Origin of the sequence: Chitinophaga sp. YR627, from assembly GCF_900114995.1 — a bacterium.
Taxonomy (GTDB): domain Bacteria; phylum Bacteroidota; class Bacteroidia; order Chitinophagales; family Chitinophagaceae; genus Chitinophaga.
Genome location: NZ_FOUX01000005.1, coordinates 327,256 through 351,032 on the forward strand (window position 1 = coordinate 327,256; position 23,777 = coordinate 351,032).

At 47.0% G+C, this 23,777-nt stretch carries 17 protein-coding genes; 13 read left to right on the forward strand and 4 right to left on the reverse strand.

Features of this window, described 5'->3' with window-relative positions:
• The 10 genes from BMZ72_RS26350 to BMZ72_RS26395 all read left to right on the forward strand — a co-directional run bounded on the left by BMZ72_RS26350 (position 1) and on the right by BMZ72_RS26395 (position 16,540).
• Positions 1 to 1,152, forward strand: a complete 1,152-nt coding sequence (locus tag BMZ72_RS26350) for an AAA family ATPase (protein ID WP_089812694.1) — start codon at positions 1 to 3, stop codon at positions 1,150 to 1,152.
• Entirely contained in the window at positions 1,149 to 1,853 is a 705-nt protein-coding gene (locus BMZ72_RS26355; RefSeq protein WP_089812697.1) for a hypothetical protein, read from the forward strand. Before BMZ72_RS26350 ends, BMZ72_RS26355 begins: the two co-directional genes overlap by 4 nt.
• Positions 1,854 to 4,343, forward strand: coding sequence for a hypothetical protein (locus BMZ72_RS26360; RefSeq protein WP_089812699.1), 2,490 nt, complete (start codon positions 1,854 to 1,856; stop codon positions 4,341 to 4,343).
• Positions 4,321 to 7,119 carry a hypothetical protein gene (locus BMZ72_RS26365; protein ID WP_089812701.1) on the forward strand — a complete coding sequence of 933 codons (2,799 nt, stop codon included), beginning with the start codon at positions 4,321 to 4,323 and terminating at the stop codon, positions 7,117 to 7,119. The genes BMZ72_RS26360 and BMZ72_RS26365 overlap by 23 nt, the downstream gene beginning before the upstream one ends.
• A gap of 141 nt (positions 7,120 to 7,260) precedes the next feature.
• Entirely contained in the window at positions 7,261 to 7,887 is a 627-nt protein-coding gene (locus BMZ72_RS26370; protein ID WP_089812702.1) for a TetR/AcrR family transcriptional regulator, read from the forward strand.
• 7 nt (positions 7,888 to 7,894) lie between these two features.
• Complete coding sequence (locus BMZ72_RS26375) at positions 7,895 to 9,217, forward strand: ABC1 kinase family protein (protein WP_089812705.1); 1,323 nt, start codon at positions 7,895 to 7,897, stop codon at positions 9,215 to 9,217.
• A 701-nt stretch (positions 9,218 to 9,918) separates the two neighbouring features.
• Positions 9,919 to 10,494, forward strand: coding sequence for a discoidin domain-containing protein (locus BMZ72_RS26380; RefSeq protein ID WP_089813813.1), 576 nt, complete (start codon positions 9,919 to 9,921; stop codon positions 10,492 to 10,494).
• 86 nt (positions 10,495 to 10,580) lie between these two features.
• Positions 10,581 to 13,712, forward strand: coding sequence for a SusC/RagA family TonB-linked outer membrane protein (locus BMZ72_RS26385; RefSeq protein ID WP_255373300.1), 3,132 nt, complete (start codon positions 10,581 to 10,583; stop codon positions 13,710 to 13,712).
• 65 nt (positions 13,713 to 13,777) lie between these two features.
• The gene (locus BMZ72_RS26390; RefSeq protein ID WP_089812709.1) at positions 13,778 to 15,589 is read left to right on the forward strand and encodes a RagB/SusD family nutrient uptake outer membrane protein; all 1,812 of its coding nucleotides are present in this window, start codon (positions 13,778 to 13,780) and stop codon (positions 15,587 to 15,589) included.
• A 9-nt stretch (positions 15,590 to 15,598) separates the two neighbouring features.
• Positions 15,599 to 16,540 (forward strand): hypothetical protein, encoded by a 942-nt coding sequence (locus BMZ72_RS26395; RefSeq protein WP_089812711.1) that lies wholly within the window; start codon positions 15,599 to 15,601, stop codon positions 16,538 to 16,540.
• Between the two features lie 84 nt (positions 16,541 to 16,624).
• On the opposite strand, the gene BMZ72_RS26400 is transcribed toward BMZ72_RS26395, so the two are convergent.
• The 4 genes from BMZ72_RS26400 to sppA form a co-directional block, all read right to left on the reverse strand.
• Entirely contained in the window at positions 16,625 to 17,125 is a 501-nt protein-coding gene (locus BMZ72_RS26400; RefSeq protein WP_089812713.1) for a DUF2911 domain-containing protein, read from the reverse strand.
• Between the two features lie 105 nt (positions 17,126 to 17,230).
• Positions 17,231 to 17,773 carry an SRPBCC family protein gene (locus tag BMZ72_RS26405; protein ID WP_089812715.1) on the reverse strand — a complete coding sequence of 181 codons (543 nt, stop codon included), beginning with the start codon at positions 17,771 to 17,773 and terminating at the stop codon, positions 17,231 to 17,233.
• 53 nt (positions 17,774 to 17,826) lie between these two features.
• Positions 17,827 to 18,930 (reverse strand): ABC transporter permease, encoded by a 1,104-nt coding sequence (locus tag BMZ72_RS26410; RefSeq protein WP_089812717.1) that lies wholly within the window; start codon positions 18,928 to 18,930, stop codon positions 17,827 to 17,829.
• A 170-nt stretch (positions 18,931 to 19,100) separates the two neighbouring features.
• Positions 19,101 to 20,864 (reverse strand): signal peptide peptidase SppA, encoded by a 1,764-nt coding sequence (gene sppA / locus BMZ72_RS26415; protein ID WP_089812719.1) that lies wholly within the window; start codon positions 20,862 to 20,864, stop codon positions 19,101 to 19,103.
• Positions 20,865 to 20,955: 91 nt separating this feature from the next.
• Between sppA and folK the strand changes: the two genes are divergently transcribed.
• The 3 genes from folK to BMZ72_RS26430 all read left to right on the forward strand — a co-directional run bounded on the left by folK (position 20,956) and on the right by BMZ72_RS26430 (position 23,747).
• Complete coding sequence (gene folK, locus BMZ72_RS26420) at positions 20,956 to 21,447, forward strand: 2-amino-4-hydroxy-6-hydroxymethyldihydropteridine diphosphokinase (protein ID WP_089812721.1); 492 nt, start codon at positions 20,956 to 20,958, stop codon at positions 21,445 to 21,447.
• A 16-nt stretch (positions 21,448 to 21,463) separates the two neighbouring features.
• Complete coding sequence (locus BMZ72_RS26425) at positions 21,464 to 22,087, forward strand: deoxynucleoside kinase (RefSeq protein WP_089812723.1); 624 nt, start codon at positions 21,464 to 21,466, stop codon at positions 22,085 to 22,087.
• Positions 22,088 to 22,253: 166 nt separating this feature from the next.
• Positions 22,254 to 23,747, forward strand: coding sequence for a catalase (locus BMZ72_RS26430; RefSeq protein WP_089812724.1), 1,494 nt, complete (start codon positions 22,254 to 22,256; stop codon positions 23,745 to 23,747).
• Positions 23,748 to 23,777: the final 30 nt, after the last annotated feature.

Consider the following 23,777-nt stretch of genomic DNA (forward strand, 5'->3'; position numbering starts at 1 on the left):
ATGGAACCATTAACCTTTGAATCACCACTGATAGACAAGCTGAATGATGTGCTTCAACGCATGAAACGCACATTTGTAGGAAAAGATGATATTATCGACCTGATGGGGATTTGTCTGGCGGGAAGAGAAAACCTTTTCCTGTTCGGCCCTCCGGGTACCGCTAAAAGTGCGCTGGTACGCGAACTGGCACGCCAGCTGGACCTGAAGACATTCGAATACCTGCTGACCCGTTTTACCGAACCGAATGAACTGTTCGGACCATTCGACATCCGCAAACTGCGTGATGGCGACCTGGTGACCAATACAGAAGGTATGCTCCCCGAAGCCTCACTCGTATTCCTGGATGAATTACTCAACGCAAACAGCGCCATTCTAAACAGTTTGCTGATGGCCCTGAACGAAAAAATATTCCGCAGAGGAAAAGAAACCCGCATACTGCCAGTGCTGACCTTTATCGGCGCGAGCAACCACCTGCCGGAAGACGAAGCGCTGCAGGCGCTCTTTGACAGGTTCCTGATCAGAGTACGCTGTAGTAACGTTGATCCGGTAATGCTGGATAGCGTGTTGCAGGCAGGATGGGGACTGGAACAACAAACGGAGCAGATCCGGGAGGGAATCGCTGCCGATGAACTGCGCGCATTACAGCAACTGAATACCACCATCGATCTCAACGACGTAAGACCGGAATATATCTCCCTCATACAGCAGCTGAGGAATGCAGGTGTACAGATCTCTGACAGACGCGCCGTAAAACTACAACGCCTTATAGCCGCCAGTGCCCTGCTCTGCAAAAGAGATAAAGCACTCCTCTCCGACCTCTGGATCTTACGTTATATCTGGGATACAGAAGAACAGATAGAGATCATTGCCGGTATTGTGAATGCCGTGATTGCAAAAGGCGAACACCATCCGCAGGAACATCCGCGCGCTAACAACAGTGGCACACCGGATGCGGAAGCGCTGTACCGTGAAGTAGAACAACTGCAACAGCAATGGGATCATCCGGAAACAACAGCGGCTATCCGCGCACAGATCAAAGACAGACTGCGCAGCATCAACAGCCGTTGCGAGTGGATCAGCAATACCACCCAACGTAACTATGTACTGGTACCTGTTGACGCACTCTGGAAGAAGATAATGCAATCAGCATGAAAGAAATGATCATCGTGCTTCCCCTGGCACAACTGGAAACACTGGGAAGCATCCGTACCTGGCCAGACCTGCTGGTAGCACTATCCGGAGAGGAGATCTGGGTAAGAGGTATTCCGGTGGAAAGCACGGATATCCGGCTGCGTAAGTTGCCCGTACTCCATACTTACCTGGCGGACTTCGACGGCCGCTTATTCCTGCCCGGTAAACAAACCCCGCATGACACCCTGAAAAGAATGACCTGGGAAGCCCTGACTTCTTTTCTTACCGTAGAATTGCCGGTTTCCGCCTTACCGGGAAAGAACCGGCGGACATTCACCATAAAACTGGCCCCCGCGCCACAAACTACAGAACCTGCGGCGATTATCACCGATCTGGCATACTGGAAAGCATACGCAGACAATGCCCCGCTGATCAGATTACAGGAACTCAGTTTTGCGGTATGTGCCTCAGAAGAAGTGCTGATCATCGGTGCACCAATGCCTTCCTTGCCGGGCAAAGCATTCGTGCTCAGGAACAACCTGTTGCTGCCGGCCGGTTATGATTTCGATCCGCTGGCAGCAGGCGCATTTATTGCGGAGCAGTTTGCCGCAGATAAAGGTGCCATGATCCTGTTTCATCCGGATGGACAATGGGAACGCATTCCAATGAATTGTTTTGTACAGGCTACCCGAAGCGCCATCCGCCTCACCAATGTACTTTAAATGGAAAATCTGCACGATAAAACCATCGCTTACTTCAGTGCCCCAAAAGATTACTTCTGGCACTGGGCAGAAGAAGGCACTGTTATAGAATTTGCCAAAGGACATACGATCTGTTTCAAAGAGGAACTGATCGGGCACCTGTCACAGGAATATATAACAACACCTCCCCTGTCTGTTTTGCTGGTCATTTTAATGATCGGTAAAATGGAGCAACAGTCAAAGGAAGGTATTACACCTGAGATGCTGAAGCAGGAATTGTGGCGCGCCATGATCAATCCGGAGAGCTGGGTATACCGTTCCAGTCCTGACGATTTACCACGTGATACCAGTACCCTGCATTCATTCGTTGACCTGCTATATCCACTGTCACGGCAATACTGGCAGCAGGATAAACGTACGCTGTTCCTCAACTGTCTCTTTGGAGAGATCCCCCTTGCACGTGCAATTGGTGGAGGAAAAGAAATGCTGGCTATATTCCGGGAATTGCCGCCGGAAGATTATTCTGCACCACGGATAGACGACAATAACTGGTCAAACAAACAGGCCGACGCCGACCTGAATGTCATGTCCCGTATCCTGCAAAAGTACCCTTATACCGATGTACTGGAAAAGGAACTGGAAAGGCTTATCAAAACACCACCGGTTTCACCACCTCCGCCTGCGCCCATAGAGATGCCGGAAGAACTGCCTTTGCCTTCACAGGCAGACAAAAGCGATCTGTTACAGGAACTGACAGAAGACGACCGTACTGCATATATCGCATTACTGACGCAACGATTGATGGCTGCCATTCATCTGCCGATGCATACGAATCGTGCCGGTGATATGACGATCGGTGGTGTGTCAGATATTACCAATAAAGGGTCTATCGACAAACTGCTGCTCAGCGAACTGGCCAATGAAGATGATGTGCTGATGGCAAGACTGGCCAACAATGAAGCCTTATACCTTCGCCGGGAAGAAATACCTGACCAGCTGCATACACACCGTTTTATCCTCATCGACAAGAGTATAAAAATGTGGGGAACACCGCATCTGCTGGCGATCTCCACTGCCATGGCCTGCATCCTTGACAAAAAACAGCAGGCGACCATCACAAGTTATGCCCTCGCGGGAGATCAATGCATGGCCATCGATCTGACCAACAGAAACGATATTGTGAAAGCGATGCACCTGCTTTCTCCGGCGTTGCGCAGCGCTAATGCCTTACTGTCTTTTAATGAATTGCATACACTTAATAGTGAACAGGAGTTTTTCCTGATCACCAGCGATGAACTGTTTCATGAAACGTCCTTTCAAAACGCATTCGCCTCCCTTCGTTCACACAATGGATTCCTGGTGACCGTGGACAGGGATGCGACTGTTCAATTGTACCGGTATCTCTCCGGCCACCGGAAGCTACTGAGCACTGCCCGTATCAACCTGGAACAACCTGTGCCACGTGGTAAAAAGCAATCATTCCGGCATGGCATCAGAAGTACACCTACAACCCTGGACCTGCCACTGTTCCTGGAACAAAAGCCTTATCCGCTGATGCTTCCCGCCAGAAGAAATTATGGTTCTTACGGTATTTTCACCCGGGAAAATTGCGGTATCTGTATCACAGATCAGCGGCAGCTGGTATACTGGCAAAATGAACACAAGGGAGCGGTGGAAATGGTGTCTCTGTTCCCCGAAGCGTATATGTCGGTCTATAACTATGGGCATGATGAAAATAATTTCTTCATCCAGTACAGAGACAGACATTCCAAAGAATTCATTGTACGTTACCTCGATAAAAAATTACATGAGTTATCCATCCCCCTGATTCAGCATAACCTGAATAATATAACAGTAGATAAAATAATCAGGACCGAATTCAGCGTCACTGATAAATTATTCCTGTTTGAAACAAACACCGGTATATATCAATTGGATGTATACAGCGGAATACTGACTGACGCCCCTTCCATGACGCCAAAACAGCTCGATAGCATTCATGCGGAAACAAAGAAGACAATCGGCAGTTCCTATGCCAATGCAGCAAGATATAACATGTTGAGTAAGCTGAAACATATCTCCATCAATGAAAAGGGAAACCTTGTGATCAACAGACATGAACTGATCTTCACCCGGGACAAGGTAGAGTTCGTGCCGCTTAAGGTTCCTTTACCGGAGCATAATATCCTTAGTACCATGCAAAAGCTGAAGATAAAAGACCTGCGGCAACCTTTGTTACGATATCACTGGCCAGATGGCAGCGAGGTATGGTTTGACGCAGTACGGCACATGCTCTATCTGCGCAGCTCCAGCAAATCAATCCCTGAAATAGCTTTACCGGTAATGGTGAACATGGGTATCACCTGCTGGGCCTCCAACGGAGACGTTTGCGGACACGCTTATTTAAGACCGGAAGACGCTACCGCGGTAGACACAATGACCTTCTATCAGAAATATTTCAGACCATTTATATACACAATCCAGAAATATGGTACTGCAGCTGCAATATGATGCACAGACCCTGCACAACACAGGCGCTGCTTTCCTTCGGGGCAATACGCCGGAGGAATGGTTCCGTGAAATGAATGAATGGGAGATCCCGCTGAAAGGGCTCTCCGGATTTCTACTACCGGAACATAAAAATACAGAAGAAGCGGGCGGCCTGCTGGTCATTTTCAACAACCAGCTTCCCTCACCCGAAAAAATACGTCATCCTTATACCGTCATTAACGGAAACTTCTTTATTCCTGTCAATGCACAGATCACACCAGCCATTTCTCCGGGAGAAATGAAAGACCTGCTGATCTGGCACAGGCAGATATTACACCCTGCCATCGGCTTCGTTGGTTTTGAAACGCGGGATGAGATCCGTCTGTCGGTATTGGTAAGCACAGACAAACAACTCACCCGCTCCTGGAACCATGCACATCCTGGCATGCCGCCAACGGCAAGACTGACGAATATCGGTATTACACAGGTGGACACAACGGCTAGTATCAGTGACTTACTGGGAAGCGGAGAAGCCCCTAAACCATTATATGAGTTACCGGAAGAAGATGGCACCATCTCTTCTGGTCTTCCTCCCGAGGAATATCCGGAAGGTCGTACACAGGAGCCCTCCTTTTTCCGTGGAGGCCTGCTGTTTAAAATACTGGCCGGGCTCCTGAGCCTCTTCCCTTTCGGCCGGGGAACCGGTTCCTCCAACAGAAGCAGCGGTAGCAGGACCGGCGCTGGCGCAGGTGGTGCTGATGTACAAAAAGGGCTGGAAAAAATGATGCAGGACATACAGGCCAAAAGGGATCGGGAGCTGGAACGCCTCCTGAAACTATTTGAGACCAACCCGCAGGAGGCACTGAAATACGCCATTCCTTTGCAGGACAATGCATCCGGCAGAGGCGCCGCACCACCATCTGACCGTTTGAGCGCCAATAACACAAATTTCAACCTGGGAGGCTTGTTCAGCAATCGTGCAGTAGATGGATGGCAGACCAGCTGGGATCAGAGCGAACAACTGCGAAAGAAATACCGGGAACAGGCGGAGAAAGCTATTCAGGAGGGTGATTTCCGGCAGGCAGCCTATATCTATGCGCACCTGTTGAACGATCTCTGGCAGGCAGCAAAGCTCCTGGAAAGGGGAAAATTCTTCCATGAAGCAGCCATCCTCTATCAGGGCCATCTTAACCAGCCCCTGGAAGCAGCAAGGTGTTATGAACAGGGCGGTCTTTTGCTGGAAGCCATTAAGATCTACAAAGCACAGAAAAAATTTGAGAAGACAGGCGATCTGCTGATGCAGCTTTCCCGACGGGACAGTGCGCTCGAATACTATCAACTGGCAGTACAGGCGTCCTTGAATATATCGGACTACCTGGGTGCCGCACGTATTCTCCAGGAAAAGGTTGCCGATACAACAGCCGCCAGCGATGTACTCCTGAAAGGCTGGCAACATGATTCCAGCGCAAAAAACTGCCTGGTAAAGTACCTGGAGATCAATAACCTGCTGGATAAAGCAGGACTGGCAACAAAAATCGCCGGTATATATACCGAGAAAACACCACAGGAGCGACATAACCAGTTGCTGTCCATTTTACTCGATTTCCGGGAACATATGGACGAACCAGCCAGGAATATGACCACACAGATCACTTATGAGGTGATCAGTCCGCAGATAGAACACGGCGATACCAGCAAACTGAACCTCCTGAAAAGGGTACTGCCGGATGATAAACAGATCCCGCAGGACATTGACCGCTATAACAACCGGCAGAAATATCCGGAAGTAAACGTTAAAACGGACCAGGGCTTCCGCCTCCGGGACGATATCGAATGGTATGGCGCGACAGCATCGATGCAACAGCTCATATTTGTAGGGATATTATCTACCCGTGTCTTTGTACTACGCATGACCCTGCAGGGACATCAGAAATACTATTCCTGGGAAAGCCAGCACCTGGCAGAACAGATTCGACTTAAAAGAGAGGTCACCCTTGATCCCTACTTCCCGATCACCGGCAACATGCGTCATCGTCAGCTGACCATGTTCCTAAAGACAAACTGGGGAGTTATCGATATCGGGGCGCCTGAATTACCACTCATCCCCCCCTTCCAGAGCAATATCAGACTGGATACCACTGATTATTCTGCGACAGAGCAACTGGTCGGCGTGACAAATGATCTGGATAGCCAGCCGGTACTGTTTATTGCAGATAAACAAACCCGGGAACTTCATGTCCAGGATGATAATATGGAAGGAGAAAGAGTGCTCACCAAATGTTTCAATGAAAAGACCAACTTACCGGTTATACTTCCCCTGAAAGCAATGCCTTATCAGATCTATGGTAATGATCCTTTCTACCTGCATTACAGCGAATATGTATTAAGGGTTGAGAGTCTGGGTGGTACCGCTATACTGAAAATGGATGCGGAAATTGACAATATGACCATTTTCCAGCATTCCCTCAATACGACGATCGTAGTATCAACGAAAAAGGGATGTCTGTTCCTCAGGGAGGACAGCCAGGGATTCAGGAAGATCACGGAAAATTTTACTACCGGATCACATATGCTCCCCTGGCAACTGGTGTCAGAAAACCTGCTGGTTATGGCATCAGCAGGTTCCGGTGCGCAGGTATATGAATTTATCCCCGGTAAAGGCGGACAGGTGGTCAGAGAAATAAAAACCGCTTCTCCGGTCAGTTTTATCCTTCCGACAGGCAACGCCGGAACGGTGGTACTGGTAGATGACAGAGGCAGGATCACTGTGGCTGAAACCGGTCATCGTCCGGGGTAAATCAATTTAGGGTTTTATTAACAGTCCGATGCCGGAGATTGATATTAATCCGGCGTTTGTGGCGTAAATTTGTTATAGCTGGTGACGTTTAACCCACGTCACCCTTTGTCATGTTTTTACTTACACGCCAAACCCTGGATCATGGATAAAAAACTCATACGCGACGCTTATAAAACATACTGGCTGGAAAATGGTAAAAGACCCGTTTCTGTATATGCCTTCTGCCAACAGCTGGATATCACTGAAATTACCTTTTACGACAGTTATTCCTCATTCGATTCGCTGGAAAAAGATATCTGGCAGTCATTCTTTGAGGAAACACGGGACAAACTGAAAGAGGATGAAATTTACCTGAACTATTCCGCCCGGGAAAAACTTCTCACCTTCTACTTCCTGTGGGTACAGCAACTGCGTGAAAACAGGAGCTACATTCTCCAGCAAAAAGAACAATACCTGGTGCCCGGTCTGCACCTGGAAAAACTGGAATCCTTCCGTATCGCGTTTTACGATTACATCCGCGAACTGATAAAAGAAGGCTATCAGACCGGTGAGATCAAGGAACGTAAGTATATTTCAGATCAGTACGTCCACGGCTTCTGGGTACAGGCGCTGTTTGTACTCCGCTACTGGACAAAAGATGACAGTGAACGCTTCGAAATGACAGATGCCGCCATAGAAAAAGCCGTTAATCTCAGCTTCCAGCTGATCAGCTCTAATACACTTGACAGCATCCTGGACTTCGGAAAATTCATGTTTGCAAGGAAATAATATTGTGATGAAAGAACAGACTAACATCCCTACCGGAAAAGTTGAACGTGCCAGCAAATTTGTTACAACTGGATTAAAAGTAGGTACCAATTACCTCAAACACTATACAAAGAAGCTCATAGATCCTTCCACCAGCAGAGAAGAGCTGCATGCCGACAACGCGGAGGACATTTACGATACACTCAGCAATCTGAAAGGAAGTGCGTTGAAGGTAGCACAGATGCTCAGTATGGACAAGGGAATGCTTCCCAAAGCCTATACAGAACGTTTTGCTATGTCCCAATACAGTGCGCCGCCCCTTTCCGGTCCACTGGTAATCAACACATTCGTCAAAACACTGGGCAAAACGCCCGGACAATTATACGATAAGTTCGAGATGCATGCATCCAATGCCGCCTCTATCGGACAGGTACATAAAGCGGTGAAATGGGAAAAAGACCTGGCCGTAAAAATCCAGTATCCGGGAGTAGCTAACAGCGTAAAGTCAGACCTTCGTCTTGTGAAGCCCTTCGCTATCCGTATTGTAGGGATGAATGAAGTGGACATGGACAAGTACTTTGAAGAGATCGAAGGCAAACTGCTGGAAGAAACAGATTACAAACTGGAGCTGAGTCGATCAGTGGAAGTATCTGCCCAGTGCGCGCACATTCCCAACCTGGTATTTCCGGTATATTACCCGGAACTGTCCAGCGACAGGATCATTACGATGGACTGGCTGAAAGGCTTCCATCTGAAGGAATTCCTGGAACGCAATCCTTCACAGGAATCCAGAAACCAGATCGGACAGGCCCTGTGGGACTTCTACCAGTTCCAGGTACATGCGCTTAAGAAAGTACATGCGGATCCTCATCCGGGCAATTTCCTGATGCGGGAAGATGGTACTGTAGGTGTCTTCGACTTTGGTTGTATCAAGGAAATTCCGGAAGACTTCTATACCAACTATTTCCTGCTGGTTGATAAAGAAATACTGAAAGACGAAGCGAGAAGGCGGGAAATCTACCTGAACCTGGAGATGATCCACCCGAATGACACAGAGAAAGAGATCGTATTCTTCTCTGGGCTCTTCCAGAAGATGATCGATATGCTGACGCTTCCCTTTACACAGGAAACATTTGATTTCGGGGACGAAACCTATTTCGCAGAAATCTACGCGTACATGGACTACCTGTATAATCTTAAAGAAGTAAGAGATTCCAAAGTAGCGAGAGGATCGCGCCACTCATTATATGTCAACCGGACCTATTTCGGTTTATATTCCATTCTCAGTGATCTGAAAGCGAACATTATTACCAGTGAAGCCCGCATACAAGGCATGTTGCGCCCCGTATAAAAGGACTCCTACCGGATTAAAATTATAAAAAACCGACACTGATATAACCATTGTGATTATATCAGTGTCGGTTTTTTTATTGTATTTATTCGTGTTTCTATTCCCATTTTAAATTTTTTTTAACAAAAAAGGGAGCTCGACTAATACGTAATCAACTGATAAACAGTGTTATTAGGAATCAATTAAAACTCCGTTAACATTCTGTTAAAATCTGTTAACAGGTTTGGAAAACAAATCCTACTATTTTTATAGGGTCGGGAAAAACACGCTGATTAACATTACCGAAAACGTTGATACTAAGTAATGCAGATCATAAAATGATCCCTGGGTACTATGGCTGTGAGAATTCTAAGTTGTGAAGAGGAGTTAAAGGAGAGACCAAAATCAATGTATGTAAACAGATAGCAGTTATCAGCCCTATGCCGGGTAACTGATTCTATCCCTAAGGAATAGCTAGTTCGTCGTTATAAAAAATAATAATCAGCCACTAAATGGGGGGAAGTAAGTTGTCATCTTATACTTTTAAGGGGAACCAGGCAGTAATGCTTAATTATTTTTTCTTGTAAACATCTCTGACTAAAGAGATCGTCTAATCGTCTGCCCTGTCGTTTTTACAAAGCGATGGGAACGGAACAGGATTTTTATACACCATAGTGAACGAGCTATACAACAATGCACTTCAAGCCAAAATCGATATGAACATGAAGATTTACAAACTAACCAACATTAAAGCACTGGCTATCCTTGCGCTGATAATGGCGGTTCTCGCGGGATGCGACAAAAAGAAAGAACGCGTCTATGAATTGCTCCCTCCCGATCCTGAAACCGAAAAAGATCTCACTGAGCTGGCGATCAATCTGTCAGTGAACATCGAGAACTCCGGTGGTCCTAATGCAAACGAAGGTTCCAGGAAAGTAGTTGACAATGACCTTGATTCCAAGTTCCTGATCTTCTCTTTTGATCCGACCTTTTACATTCAACTGGAATATGATATAGCAGAAAGACTGGACGCTTACACACTGACTTCCGCAAATGATGCGGATGGCAGGGACCCTAAGAACTGGAAAATACTGGCTTCAAATGACCTGAGCAGCTGGACAGAACTGGACAGTCAGACCAACCAGGCGTTTGATGCAAGAAGAAAAACAGTACGTTATGAGTTCACCAACAGCGAAAAGTACAAATACTACCGTTTCGCTATCTCTGAACTGAAAGGCGGTACCAGTGGTCTTTTCCAGCTGGCTGAATGGCGTGTGATCAGAAGACCGCAACAATAAAAACATGAAACGCGGTGCTGTCAGCGAACCTTCATTGATAGTACTGTGCTGATAATATTTCCATAATTCAACCAAACAAAGCAACTATGCTTGGAAATCTAAGAAAGTCTCTTGCGATGGGCAGCCTATGCCTGTCGGGTATATTTGTCACTACGGCGGTTGTCGCACAACAGGCCGAAAAAATCACCATCACCGGTAGCGTAAAGGATGAACTGAGAGCCGTGATGCCTGGTGTAATGATCATCAACCAGACCTCCAAGTCAGGTGTTCCTACTGATGATAAAGGTCACTTCTCCATCGCAGCGAAAAGGGGTGATACCCTGGTAGCCCGCCTGGTGGGATATGAACCATATAGCTTTGTAATCAACAAAACGATCGATTTTGATATTACGCTGAAAGCGACCAATAGCTCCCTGAATGAGGTGGTTGTAGTAGGTTTCGGTCAACAGAAAAAGATCAGCGTTGTAGGTGCTCAGTCTACCGTAAAAGTAGAAGAGCTGAAACAACCCGTAGCTAACCTGAGTGCTGCACTCGCCGGCCGTATCGCTGGTATCGTGGGTGTTCAGCGTTCCGGTCTGCCAGGTTCCAACAGCGCAGACCTGTGGATCCGTGGTATCTCTACCTTTAACAGATCAGGTAACAGCGCCTCTCCACTGATCGTAGTGGATGGTGTACAGGGACGTGATATCAACTCCTTCGATCCGGAAGATATCTCCTCCTTCTCTATCCTGAAAGACGCTGCTGCGACAGCAGTGTATGGTGTTGCGGGTGCGAACGGTGTTATCATCGTAACCACTAAAAAAGGTACAGCAGGTAAATCCAACCTGATGTTCAACTACAACCATGGTATCACATCCTTCACCAAAGTTCCTGAACTGACTGACGGTGTGATGTACATGATGTTGCGTAACGAAGCAGAGCGTAATACCGGCCTGACTCCAGAGTACTCCAATAATACCATCAACTCCACCATCCTGAAAGAAGATCCGAACTTATATCCAAACGTAGACTGGATGGACGCGATCTTCAAAGATGTGAGCCAGAACAGACGTGCTAACTTCAGCGCACGTGGTGGTACTGATAACGCAGCATACTATATCTCTCTGGGTTACTATGATGAGACCAGTTTGCTGAAAACAGACAAAACGCAGGACTATGATGCATCTACCCGTTACAAACGTTACAACTTTACATCGAATGTGAACATGAACTGGACCAAGACCACGAAATTTGATCTGGGTCTCCAGGGTTATATCAGTTCCATCAACACACCCGATGTAAGTCCGGAAGATGCATTCAGAAACGTAATGCAGACCAACCCGATCCTGTATCCTATCATGTATCCGGGTAACCTGGTGCCTAGTGTAAACTCACAGGGTGCACAGCCAAACCCATATGCACAGATCACACAGACCGGTTTCAGAAATACCTTCAACAACCAGGTATATTCCAACGCACGTATCACCCAGGACCTGTCTGCTATCACGCCAGGCCTGTCTGCTTACGGTTTGTTCTCATTTGACGTATTTAACAGTCACCAGATCCGTCGTTATCGTAGCAGAAGCGGATATCTGATCAATAAAGCCCGTCCTTACAATGCAGACGGCAGCATCAATCTGAACCTGATCTCCAACGGTAATGATGAACTGCAGTACGATCGTAACAATGGTGGTAACCGCCAGTTCTACCTGGAAGGCGCCCTGAACTACGACAAAAACGTAGGTAAAAAAGGTCACATCACCGCAATGTTCCTCTACAACCAGCGTGAGCGTGTTGAATCATTCGCCGGCGACGTAACAGGATCCCTGCCTTACCGCAGCCTGGGTCTCGCAGGTAGAGGTACTTACTCTTACGATGACAGATACTTCGCTGAGGTGAACTTCGGTTACAACGGTTCTGAGAACTTCGCTCCTTCCAAGAAATTCGGTTTCTTCCCATCCTTTGGTGTGGGTTGGGTGATCTCTAATGAAGGGTTCTTCGAAGAAGCTAAAAAATCTGTACAATACCTGAAAATCCGCTACTCTGATGGTAAAGTGGGTGATGGTGGAAACGGTGGCCGTCGTTTCGGTTACCTGACACTGGTAGCAATGGACCCACTGGATGCAAACGGCAACCCACAGGACCTTGGTCTTGACTTCGGTAAAAGTGGTAACGCTGTTGGCGAAAGAAGTATCGTGATCACTGACTACGGTTCCAATGTAACCTGGGCTACTTCCCACAAAATGGATTTAGGTGTCGAAGTAAGAACACTGAATGATAAACTGTCCATCGTTGCTGACGTATTTAAAGAAAGACGTAACGGCGTATTCCTGCAGAGAGCTTCCCTGTCCAGCTTCGTTGGTCTGAACTCCGCTCCTTGGGGTAACCTCGGTATCATCCAGAATAAAGGTATCGATGCAACCATCGAACTGTCTCCTGTTAAGATCGCTAAAGACCTGACTATCGACGGTCGTGCAACCTTCACTTACAACAGAGATAAAGTAATAGAGAACGACCAGCCAAAACAGCCTTTCCCTTACATGGAAAGACGTGGTACTAACTACAACTCAACTTTCGGTTATAAAGCAGAAGGTCTGTTCGTTGACCAGGCAGATATCGATAAACACGCGAACCAGTCCATCTTCGGTACTGTTCACCCAGGCGATATCAAATATGCTGACCTGAACGGTGATGGTATCATCAATGCCAATGACGTACAGCGTATCGGTAACGGCGACGTTCCTACCACTATCTACGGTTTCGGTCTGAACCTGACCTATAAAGGCTTCTACATCGGTGCATTCTTCCAGGGTGTACTCGGCGCAGACAGACTGCTGGGCGGCGATGGTATCCTGCCATTCAACAACAGCACTGGTCCTGAAAGAAGTAACCTGTTTGCCATTGCAGAAGACAGATGGACAGAAGAAAATCCTAACCAGAACGCTTTCTATCCAAGACTCGCTTACGGTAATGCCGCTAACAAAAACAACTCACAGACTTCCAGCTGGTGGGTAAAAGATATCAGCTTCATCCGTCTTAAAACAGCTGATCTCGGATACAACCTGCCAAAGAATCTGATGACGAAACTGCATATGAAAAATGCCCGTGTATATGTTCAGGGTCTGAACCTGTTCTACTGGAGCAAATTCAAACTGTGGGATCCTGAGCTGAATACCGGTAATGGTACCAACTATCCGAACGTTAGATCTGTGAACCTCGGTGTACAGGCAAACTTCTAAAACAGGATTTGAATCACCCGGTATCGATGTATAACGGGATCTGTGACAACGTCAAAAACTCGTAAATGAAAAAAGTCTTTTTAATATTATCGGCCGTACTGGCACTGGGCATCACCTCCTGTAAGAAATATATCGATCAGGTTCCTGATGACTTGCTTACCATCGACGACATCTTTAAGTCGAAATCAAATACAGATTACTTCCTCGCGAATATCTACTACTCTCTACCTAACGAACTGGAACAGCGTTTTACAGGCAATGAGAACTCCGGCGCTTGGTATGCCGCATCTGATGAATCCAAATACACCTGGTCATTCAATTATACCAATAATATGAATACCGGCGCATGGGCAAGTACAGATGGCACCATCGGTACCTACTGGACTAACTATTACAAAGCGATCCGTAACGCATCCTATCTGATACAGAACATCGATCAGGCAAACCCTGTAGAGGTAAATGATGGCCTGAAAAAGCAATACAAAGCGGAAGCACGTGCACTGCGCGCTATGTTCTACTTCTTCATGGTAAGAATTTACGGTCCGGTGATCCTGTTAGGTGAAGAGCCGATCGATATCAATACGCCAGCTGACCAGCTGCAGTTCAAACGTTCTCATGTTGATACCTGTATCAACTACATCGTGAATGAACTGGACAAAGCTGCTGCTGACCTGGGAGCTGATATCCCTGCCGGTAACGAATACGGAAGGATCACCAGCGGTGTAGCGAAAGCATACAAGGTACAGGCCCTGATGCTGGCTGCAAGCCCGCTGTGGAATGGTAATACTGACTATGCAAACTTTAAAAATACAGACGGTGGCGCACTGGTGAACACTTCTTTCGATAAAGCTAAATGGACAAGAGCAGCTACTGCTGCGAAAGAGTTCCTGAACACTTATGTGCCCAGCCAGTATAGCCTGTTCACAGCAACCGGTACGGATGCCTTCATGGCGGCTTATAACTCCTGCCGTCAGGTAACTACCACCGAATGGAACCAGGAATGGATTTACGCACGTTCTAACTCAGGCAGCTACATGCGCTATGACAGAACGCCTTTCCACGCAGGTTTACCAGCTAACCAGCACGGTGCAGGCGCAAATGGTGCCACACAGGCAATGGTAGATGCTTACTTCATGGCGAACGGTCGTCCGATCTCTGATCCGGCTTCTGGCTATTCCGCAAGCGGTTTCTCCAGCTTTAAAGCGCCTTTTGACAACGCGGCAAGAAATACCTTCAACCCGTGGACAAACAGAGAGCCTCGTTTCTATGTGGGTATCACTTATAATAATAGCTACTGGCTGTACCAGGAAGGTGCTACTCCGATCATCACTAACATGGAATTCAACGGTAACTCCGGCAGAAGCCAGAGTACTTCCGACGTATCTCCTACCGGTTATATCGTAAGAAAAGACGTAATGCCTAATGATAACGGCCGTGGTGCACTGCTGCTGAGATTAGGCCAGGTATTCCTGGACTATGCAGAAGCACTGAACGAATCTGATCCGGGTAACGCAGACATCCTGGTATACCTGAACCAGATCCGTAAACGTGCAGGTGTTGCAGAATATGGCGCTGGTGAAGGTATGCTCCCTGCTCCTGCTTCACAGGACGCAATGCGCGATGCTATCCGTGCAGAAAGAAGAGTAGAACTGGCATTTGAAAGCGTACGTTATTTCGATACACGTCGCTGGAAAATCGCTAAAACTACCAACAACGGACCAGTGTATGGTATGAACATGTTTGGTAACGGTAACGAGTTCTATCAGAGAACGCTGATCGAGAACCGCATCTTCGCCGATAAAGATTACCTGTTCCCTATTCCTAATACACAAATCCTGATCAATCCAAACCTGGTACAGAACCCAGGCTGGAAATAATCAAACCCTATGAGAATGCTATTTTTTAGTTTAACTCTCCTGGGACTTTTTACTGCCTCCTGCGGCAAAACCGAAAAGGAAGTAATAAAGCTCACAGGCAATCAGGCTGATCCCAATGCTCCTTCTTCCACATGGAAGGAGCATTGGTTTGAACATAACCAGCTGGTGAAATTAGTCTCCTACAATAGTGAAGTAGGCGTATACTACGATGACGATGTTCCGAAAGACATTACCTGGCCACAACGCACCATGACCGCTATCTGGACGTATACCAAAGCGACTTACGGCGCCTTCGGACAGGACAAGGACAAACGTCTCTCTGTAATCCTTCACTTCAACAAGTATGGTGGCGGTCACCCGGCTACATTCTTTGATGCCAGTCACGACTACCGCAATATGATCGATGTAGGTTCCAACAATCCATGGACGGACAGTACCGGATGGAACCTCGATATCGTAGCGCATGAAGTAGGTCATATCGTGGAAGGTGCGTCCAAGAACACGCACAACTCCCCTGCTATGGCCATCTGGCATGACAGCAAATGGATGGAGATCTACCAGTATGATGTTTACAAGAATCTGGGATGGGACAAAGAAGCAACGCGCTGGTACAATGATAAGATGAATGCAGTTGACAACTATCCGAAAGCGGGTACACAATGGTTCAAAAACTGGTTCTATCCGATCTACCGCGATCACGGTGGTAAAAATGTCCTGAATGGCTTCTTTACCCTGTTATCACAGCAGTTTCCAACCAGGACGATCTCCCTGGGTAAAGAATATACAAGAGACCTGAATATGGGTGAATTTGTACACTTCTGGAGCGGAGCCGCTCACACGAATCTGAAACAACTGGCCCTGGACGCCTTCGGCACAAACGACGAGAAAGGACAGGACTGGACAGTACAGTTTGAACAGGCACGCAAAGACTTCCCGAACATCACCTATTAATCAGTTTGTTGTTTCGTTTTTTTATAAAAAAAGCGTCTGCCGTAAGGCAGGCGCTTTCTATTTTAAGATGGAATCTGTTCTACCTTATTTTACGGGCACTTCAACATGAGTTTCATCCCATTCTACTACCAGTTTATTAGCAGGCACAGTGATAGTGAGTTTCTCAACAGGTGCGCTGGCTTTAGTAGCTTTCGCCTTTACTTCCAGTACATTCTTGCCTTTGATCTCCTCATATTTGTAAGCACCCCACTGTTTCAGTTCGCTGTTCAGAATGAATGTCCATTCGTTTGCTTCCGGAATAGTGAATAAAGTGTAAGTACCTGCTTTTACAGGTTTGCCGCCAAAGCTACCGTCTTTTGCAAAAGTGATCTCAGTCGCTTCGTTAGCGCCTAAACGCCATACTTTACCATATGGTACCAGCTCACCAAAGATAACTCTGCCTTTTTTAGCTGGTTGTCCGTAGGCAACTGTAACATTTTTTCCTTCAGCTGTCACGCGTGGACTTTGCGGCGCTTTCTTTTCCTGTGCGGATACAAAGCTGCTGGTGCCCGCCAGCAATGCAAAGAATAAGAGAACGTGTTTCATAGTAATGTGTTATTTTACTGTTCAGAATTCTATGAAAGTACATCCTTTCGGCCAAACATCACTACCGCCCATAACAATTAGGGAACGCGGCAGTAAGTGTCCATTCTATTTTTTCTCGCAGATATTCTTCAGTTTGGTCAGCCCGCTTTCCAGCTGAGGTCCGGTCAGTTTATCTGCCAGAAATCCTCTCAGTTTCCACCAGGGCAGCATTCCCAGTTTCGTCTCCACTCTCCACTGAATAGCGGTCGCTTTTCCATCTGCTGATGGCTTGATCTCAAAAGTTCCTGTCATTGGTTTCATACTGCTGAAATCAAGTTTGTATACCAGCTCCTTTCCTTCGTCACTTTTGCTGATGGTCACCTTACCGGAAACAGGATGCTCGTTATGCATACCTGACCAGGTATAATAGGCGCCTTTTCCGGCAGCCGGACTGGAAAACTCGATCTTTTGTACCACATCCGGCGCCGCCCAGGGATTCCAGGAAGGCCAGGTGGAAAGATCATTGATCCGGGAGTATACAGTTGATATAGGCGCATCGATCACACCGGAGCGCTCTACAATAGCGGTTGAAGGAAATAAAAGGGATATCAGGAATATCAATGTCCCGAAAACAATGCCGCTTAACAGCAATAATTTAATAAAACGCATATCTATTGGTTTCTCCGGTAAAGCACCGGCTTTCAAAATCGCTTTCTACCGGTCTATTCCCAGCGGAATACTTTTACTGCTACAATATACACTACCACGCCCCAGGCGGTGATCACACCAAGTTCGAGCCCTACATTCCAGAGATGCAGTCCCTCAAAGGCCACCTTACGGAAAGCGTCATTCAGGTAGGTCAGTGGCATGATACGGCAGATCGGCTGTAACCAGGAAGGGAAGGAATCTACCGATACAAAAGTACCTGCCAGCAGGAACTGGGGCAGGGTGATCACGTTCGCGATCGGCGGAATGGTACTTTCGCTGTTGGCTATTCCGCTCACCACAAACCCAAAACCCATGAATACGACCACCCCAAAGGCTGTCAGGAATAACATTTCGAAAAAGGTACTCCATCCATGTACCAGGGTGAATCCGAAAGCAAAATAACCGATAGCAATGATAACAATAGCACCGGCTACCTGGAACACCAGGCGGGCCAATGCCTCACCCAGTACAATATAAAGACGACGGATAGGCGTCGCGAAGAAACGTTTTAACACCAGGGTCTGGCGCAGGTTAAAGAACAAAAATGCCGTGCTGAATACAGCAGCGCTCAACAATGAGAAACTCAGCAGACCTGGCAAGATAAAATCAATGGTGCGGTAACGACGCCCCGGCAGTACTTCCATAGGTTCCACTTTTGCAATGGACTGTCTCGGATAGTAGTTGTCATCCGCTTTATATATGACGCCGGTCAGGATCGAATTGAACAGGGAGATCTTGTCAACCGCCGCCTTGGAAGTACGCACCTTTACATTACAGGCTGGCGCAGTGCTGTCGGCCGACTGAGACGTAATACGGATAATGGCAGTGATATGTCCCTTTTTCAGGTCTTCTTCCATTTCTTCCGCCGGCTGCCCTGTCTGCAGCTTCAGGCTCTTTTCTTTCGCCAGTTGCTTATACAGGTAGCTGGTCGTATCTGTCGCTGCGTCTACTCCTACTTTTACCGATACGCCATTATCACCGATAAAGCCGAATACCAGGATAAATACCAAAGGAAACCCTAAACTGAAGATAACTGCTGAAGGGCTTCTTAATATTCCTTTCAGACTTGCCCTGGACATGGCTAACAGCGCCTTCCATTGATTATATTTAACCGCCATACTTAACTTTCGCTGGATCTGTTCTTGAAAAATCGCCTAAAACTACTATTGTTTTACCCATTTCCATAAAAAAACCTGCCGCAGGCGGCAGGTTTAATATTTTTTTAAGTCCGTTCAGAGACGCGTCCCATCCCTTCTACGGGCTACTAACTAATTGTATTACAGTGAGATTACCGGATATCTACCGCATAAGGCAGTTTTGCCTGGATCTCTCCGCTCATTTCCTTCATCTCCTTAATCTGGCGGTACAGATCATACTGCTCACCCAGTTCGTTCTTTACAGCAGCTTCCACACGGGCGCTGGCGCCGAAGCTCTTCATCATACGGGAGATAGAAGCATCTGACTCAGGATACTCACGGAGGCGGTAATTACTCACCTTCGCCAGTTTAGCGGCGCAGGCAATCGCCTCATTGATACCACCGATACGGTCTACCAGACCCAGTTGTTTTGCCTGGATACCACTCCATACACGACCCTGTGCGATACTGTCTACCACTGCTCCACTCAGTTTACGGCCTTCTACCACACGGCTTTTGAAGGTGCTGTAAATGCTGTCTACAGAGTTCTGGATGAATTTCTTTTCGATGTCGGTCAGCGGACGGGAAGTATTACCCAGATCAGCATATTGTGCGGTCTTCACCCCGTCAAAGGTGACACCCAGTTTATTCTTAAAGAATCCCTGCAGGTTAGGCAGTACGGCAAATACGCCGATAGAGCCGGTCAGGGTATTGGGCTGGGCAAAGATAGAATCTGCCATACAGGAGATATAGTAACCGCCGGAAGCGGCATAGTCACCCATAGACACCACGACAGGTTTGCTCTTCTTCGCCAGTACCAGTTCACGCCAGATGGATTCTGAAGCGAGGGCGCTACCGCCTGGTGAGTTCACACGGAAAACGATTGCTTTTACATCTTTATCTTGTCTTGCTTCGCGGATCAGTTTGATAAAATGACCGCTGCTGATAGTCACGTCTTTTTCACTGTCCCCGCCTACTATGCTACCTTCTGCATAGATAATGGCCACTTTATTGTCAGCGCCCTTATTTTCTGTCAGGTCAACAGCATCCATATATTTAGATACAGACACGAAATTGACATCATCAGATCCTTTCAGACCCAGTCTGGATTTAATTTCGTCCATTACCTGGTCATTGTATTTCAGACCGTCTACCAGTTTATACTTCAAGGCGTCTGCTGCTTCCTGGATCAGGCCCTCATTGGCATAGCGATGCAGGGAAGCTGTATCAATCTTACGGGCAGTACCGATGTTCTTCAGGAAATTGCCATACAGGTCACCCAGGTAAGCATTTGTCTGAATACGGTTCGCCAGGGTCATTTCCGTTTCGCGTAAAGGCTCGGTTGCACTTTTGAAGCGGCCATCATAAAAGATCTGTGGCTGGATCTCCAGTTTTTCCAGGGTCCCTTTCAGGAAGGTCAGCTGGGTAAAGAAACCGCTGAACTCCACGCCGCCTTTAGGGTGTACATATACCCGGTCAGCGAGGGAGGCCATATAGTAGCTTTTCTGGTCCATTACTTCGCCATAGGCAAAGACAAACTTGCCGGACTGTTTAAAGCGCAGCAGTGCATTGCGGACTTCTTCGTTGGTAGCGAATCCGTTAGCGTTACCTTCCGCCTTCAGGTAGATACCTTTAATATCGTCGTCAGTTTCCGCATGTTTGATGAGGCGGATCATGTCGTTCAGGCCCGGTACGGATTTCGGTTCCTGACGCAGAATAGCATTTACGGGATTTGAAACTTTTTGTTCATTGTATTGCTGACTGGTTTCCAGGACCAGTACGCTGTTAGGCGACAGGGTAACAACTTCGGGGCTGATAGCGCTGCCGATCACCCCTGCCAGCAGGATCACCCCTAGAATGAGGATCACGATGAAGGCCAGAAGGGTGGCAAAGAAAATTTTAAAAAAGCTACGCATTTATTAGAGGATTTAGTTTTAAAGGACAGACGCTCCGTCTTCCTTTTTCCAAAAATAAAGAATATGTCTACTTTTGGGCCGTTGAAGATACATGAATAAAGCAATATTACTTATAGGTGGCAATCTGGGAGACCGTACAGGGCACCTCCGGGAGGCAGTGGAACAGATAGACAAACAGGTCGGAAGGGTGGAAAAGCAGTCCTCTCTTTATGAAACGGCTGCCTGGGGCGTGGCCGGACAACCAGATTACCTGAATCAGGCCCTTTTGGTTTCTACTGAAATGGATGCACGAACCCTCCTGCACACCGTGCTGGCCATAGAACATAACATAGGCCGTGTACGCCGGCAGAAATGGGGCGCAAGGGTAATTGACATTGACATCATCTTCTTTAATGATGCCGTCATCAATGAACCGGATCTCAAAATCCCTCATCCGCAAATGCAGTTCAGACAGTTTGTACTGGTACCGCTTATGGAAATCCTTCCCGACTGGGAACATCCCGTGCTGCATCAGTCCGTCAGTACCTTACTGGCCAACTGCACTGATCAACTACCTGCCAGCAAATACACTGGCATATCCTAAACCATTCAACCGGCTCATGCAATATAAATACATTACAATAGAAGGGAATATAGGCGCGGGTAAAACAACCCTCGCTAACAAACTGTCCACACATTTCGGTGCAAAACTGATCCTGGAGGAATTTGCAGACAATCCCTTCCTGCCTAAATTCTATGAAAAGCCACAACAATACGCCTTCCCCCTGGAGCTCTTCTTCATGGCAGAACGTTACAAACAACTGAAAGATATGCTGCAGATGCAGGATATGTTCAGCAACCTGGTAATTTCAGACTATCTCTTTATCAAGAGCCTCCTGTTTGCAAAGATCAATCTGAAAGAAGATGAATACAATCTTTACCAGAAACTTTTTGATATCATCAATCCACAGCTGATACAACCCGACCTGCTGATCTTCCTGAATGCACCAGTCAGCAAACTGCAGCAGAATATAAAACACCGCAACCGCTCTTACGAACAGCAGATAGAAGATCAGTACCTGATCAATGTACATGACATGTATATGCAGTATATCAGACAACATCCTGTTCGTGTGCTCATGCTGGATATGACAAAAATAGATTTTGTAAAGGATACCGGCGATTTCGAAAAACTGTTATCCGCACTGGATAAGGATTACGAGCCAGGCATCCATTACCTATAAAGATTCTCTATCGTATAATAAACAATATCGCTTTGCTCTATAAGTAAGGGAAGGCTACTTTTGTCGTGTACCAGGGAACAAACATAAAAGACACAACTTTATTAAAGTTGACGATTTAAAAGACACTCCCGGTTCGCACACATTATTCAATCCTTAAACTTACTTTATGTCTGAGCAGAAGAAGCTGACCACAGCCTCCGGCATTCCTTATTTTGAGCACGAAAATTCCATGACAGCAGGCCCCAGAGGCCCGATATTGCTACAGGATTTTATTCTCCATGAAAAGATGGCGCATTTCAACAGAGAGCGTATTCCGGAGAGAGTGGTGCATGCAAAAGGAAGCGGCGCCTATGGTACATTTACCGTTACCCACGATATCACCGCGTTTACAAAAGCAAAGCTATTTGATACCATTGGCAAACAGACACGTGTCTTCGTTCGCTTCTCTACCGTAGGTGGAGAAAAAGGATCGGCTGACAGTGAGCGCGATCCCCGTGGATTTGCGGTAAAATTCTACACAGAAGAAGGTAACTGGGATCTTGTAGGTAATAACACGCCTATCTTTTTTATTAAAGACCCGAAGAAGTTCAGTGACTTCATTCATACACAAAAACGTGATCCGCGCACAAACACCAAGAGTGCGACAATGGTATGGGACTTCTGGAGCCTCAATCCTGAGAGTCTGCACCAGGTGCTGATCCTGATGAGTGACAGAGGTACCCCCATCAGCTATCGCCACATGCACGGATTCGGCAGCCATACCTTCTCTTTCCTGAATAAAGACAACGAACGTTTTTATGTGAAGTTCCACTTCATTACTGAACAGGGAATTAAAAACTTCACCAATGAAGAAGCGGCAGAGATGCGGGGTAAAGATCCGGATCAGGCGCAACGCGACCTGGTAGCATCAATTGATAAAGGTGATTTCCCAAAATGGAAACTGAAGGTGCAGATCATGCCGGAAGCAGAAGCAAAGACATATCGCTGGAATCCTTTTGACCTGACGAAAGTATGGCCACATGCGGATTATCCATTGATCGATATAGGCGTGATGGAACTGAATGAAAATCCGGATAACTACTTCGCACACGTAGAGCAGGCTGCATTCGCACCGGCACACGTAGTAGATGGTATCGGCTATTCTCCGGATAAAATGTTACAGGGCCGTCTGCTCTCCTACCCTGATGCACATCGTCACCGCCTGGGTGTAAACTATGAGCAGATACCAGTGAACAGATGTCCGTTTGCTGTTAATAACTATCACCGTGATGGCGCGATGCGTGTAGATGGCAATGGTGGTAGTCATCCGAACTACTTCCCTAACAGCTTTGGTAATATCACACCTGATCCTGCATACAAAGAACCAGGTATGCCGCTGGATTCATTATTTGCAGACTGGTATGACCGTAATGCAGATGGAGAAAATGATCACTATACACAGCCAGGTAACCTGTTCCGACTGATGACAGCCGAAGAGAAGAGAAAGACAATCAGCAATATCGTAGGCGCAATGAGTGGTATTGAAGGACACAAAAGAGAGGAAATTATTAACCGCCAGTTATGCCACTGGTTCCGTGCAGACCTGCAATTAGGTATGGGAATCGCACAGGGACTTGGTGTATCGGTAGATGCAATGGCTGCACACGGGCAACCTGCCTGATGCAGTGATAATCACAGATAATGTTAAGAC

Coding starts and splice junctions, on each gene's coding strand:
- sppA (WP_089812719.1), bottom strand. CDS start 20,864: ATGCGTAGCTTTTTTAAAATTTTCTTTGCCACCCTTCTGGCCTTCATC.
- BMZ72_RS26370 (WP_089812702.1), top strand. CDS start 7,261: ATGGATAAAAAACTCATACGCGACGCTTATAAAACATACTGGCTGGAA.
- BMZ72_RS26390 (WP_089812709.1), top strand. CDS start 13,778: ATGAAAAAAGTCTTTTTAATATTATCGGCCGTACTGGCACTGGGCATC.
- BMZ72_RS26410 (WP_089812717.1), bottom strand. CDS start 18,930: ATGGCGGTTAAATATAATCAATGGAAGGCGCTGTTAGCCATGTCCAGG.
- BMZ72_RS26375 (WP_089812705.1), top strand. CDS start 7,895: ATGAAAGAACAGACTAACATCCCTACCGGAAAAGTTGAACGTGCCAGC.
- BMZ72_RS26365 (WP_089812701.1), top strand. CDS start 4,321: ATGGTACTGCAGCTGCAATATGATGCACAGACCCTGCACAACACAGGC.
- BMZ72_RS26400 (WP_089812713.1), bottom strand. CDS start 17,125: ATGAAACACGTTCTCTTATTCTTTGCATTGCTGGCGGGCACCAGCAGC.
- BMZ72_RS26350 (WP_089812694.1), top strand. CDS start 1: ATGGAACCATTAACCTTTGAATCACCACTGATAGACAAGCTGAATGAT.
- BMZ72_RS26385 (WP_255373300.1), top strand. CDS start 10,581: ATGCTTGGAAATCTAAGAAAGTCTCTTGCGATGGGCAGCCTATGCCTG.
- BMZ72_RS26360 (WP_089812699.1), top strand. CDS start 1,854: ATGGAAAATCTGCACGATAAAACCATCGCTTACTTCAGTGCCCCAAAA.
- BMZ72_RS26405 (WP_089812715.1), bottom strand. CDS start 17,773: ATGCGTTTTATTAAATTATTGCTGTTAAGCGGCATTGTTTTCGGGACA.
- folK (WP_089812721.1), top strand. CDS start 20,956: ATGAATAAAGCAATATTACTTATAGGTGGCAATCTGGGAGACCGTACA.
- BMZ72_RS26380 (WP_089813813.1), top strand. CDS start 9,919: ATGAAGATTTACAAACTAACCAACATTAAAGCACTGGCTATCCTTGCG.
- BMZ72_RS26425 (WP_089812723.1), top strand. CDS start 21,464: ATGCAATATAAATACATTACAATAGAAGGGAATATAGGCGCGGGTAAA.
- BMZ72_RS26395 (WP_089812711.1), top strand. CDS start 15,599: ATGAGAATGCTATTTTTTAGTTTAACTCTCCTGGGACTTTTTACTGCC.
- BMZ72_RS26355 (WP_089812697.1), top strand. CDS start 1,149: ATGAAAGAAATGATCATCGTGCTTCCCCTGGCACAACTGGAAACACTG.
- BMZ72_RS26430 (WP_089812724.1), top strand. CDS start 22,254: ATGTCTGAGCAGAAGAAGCTGACCACAGCCTCCGGCATTCCTTATTTT.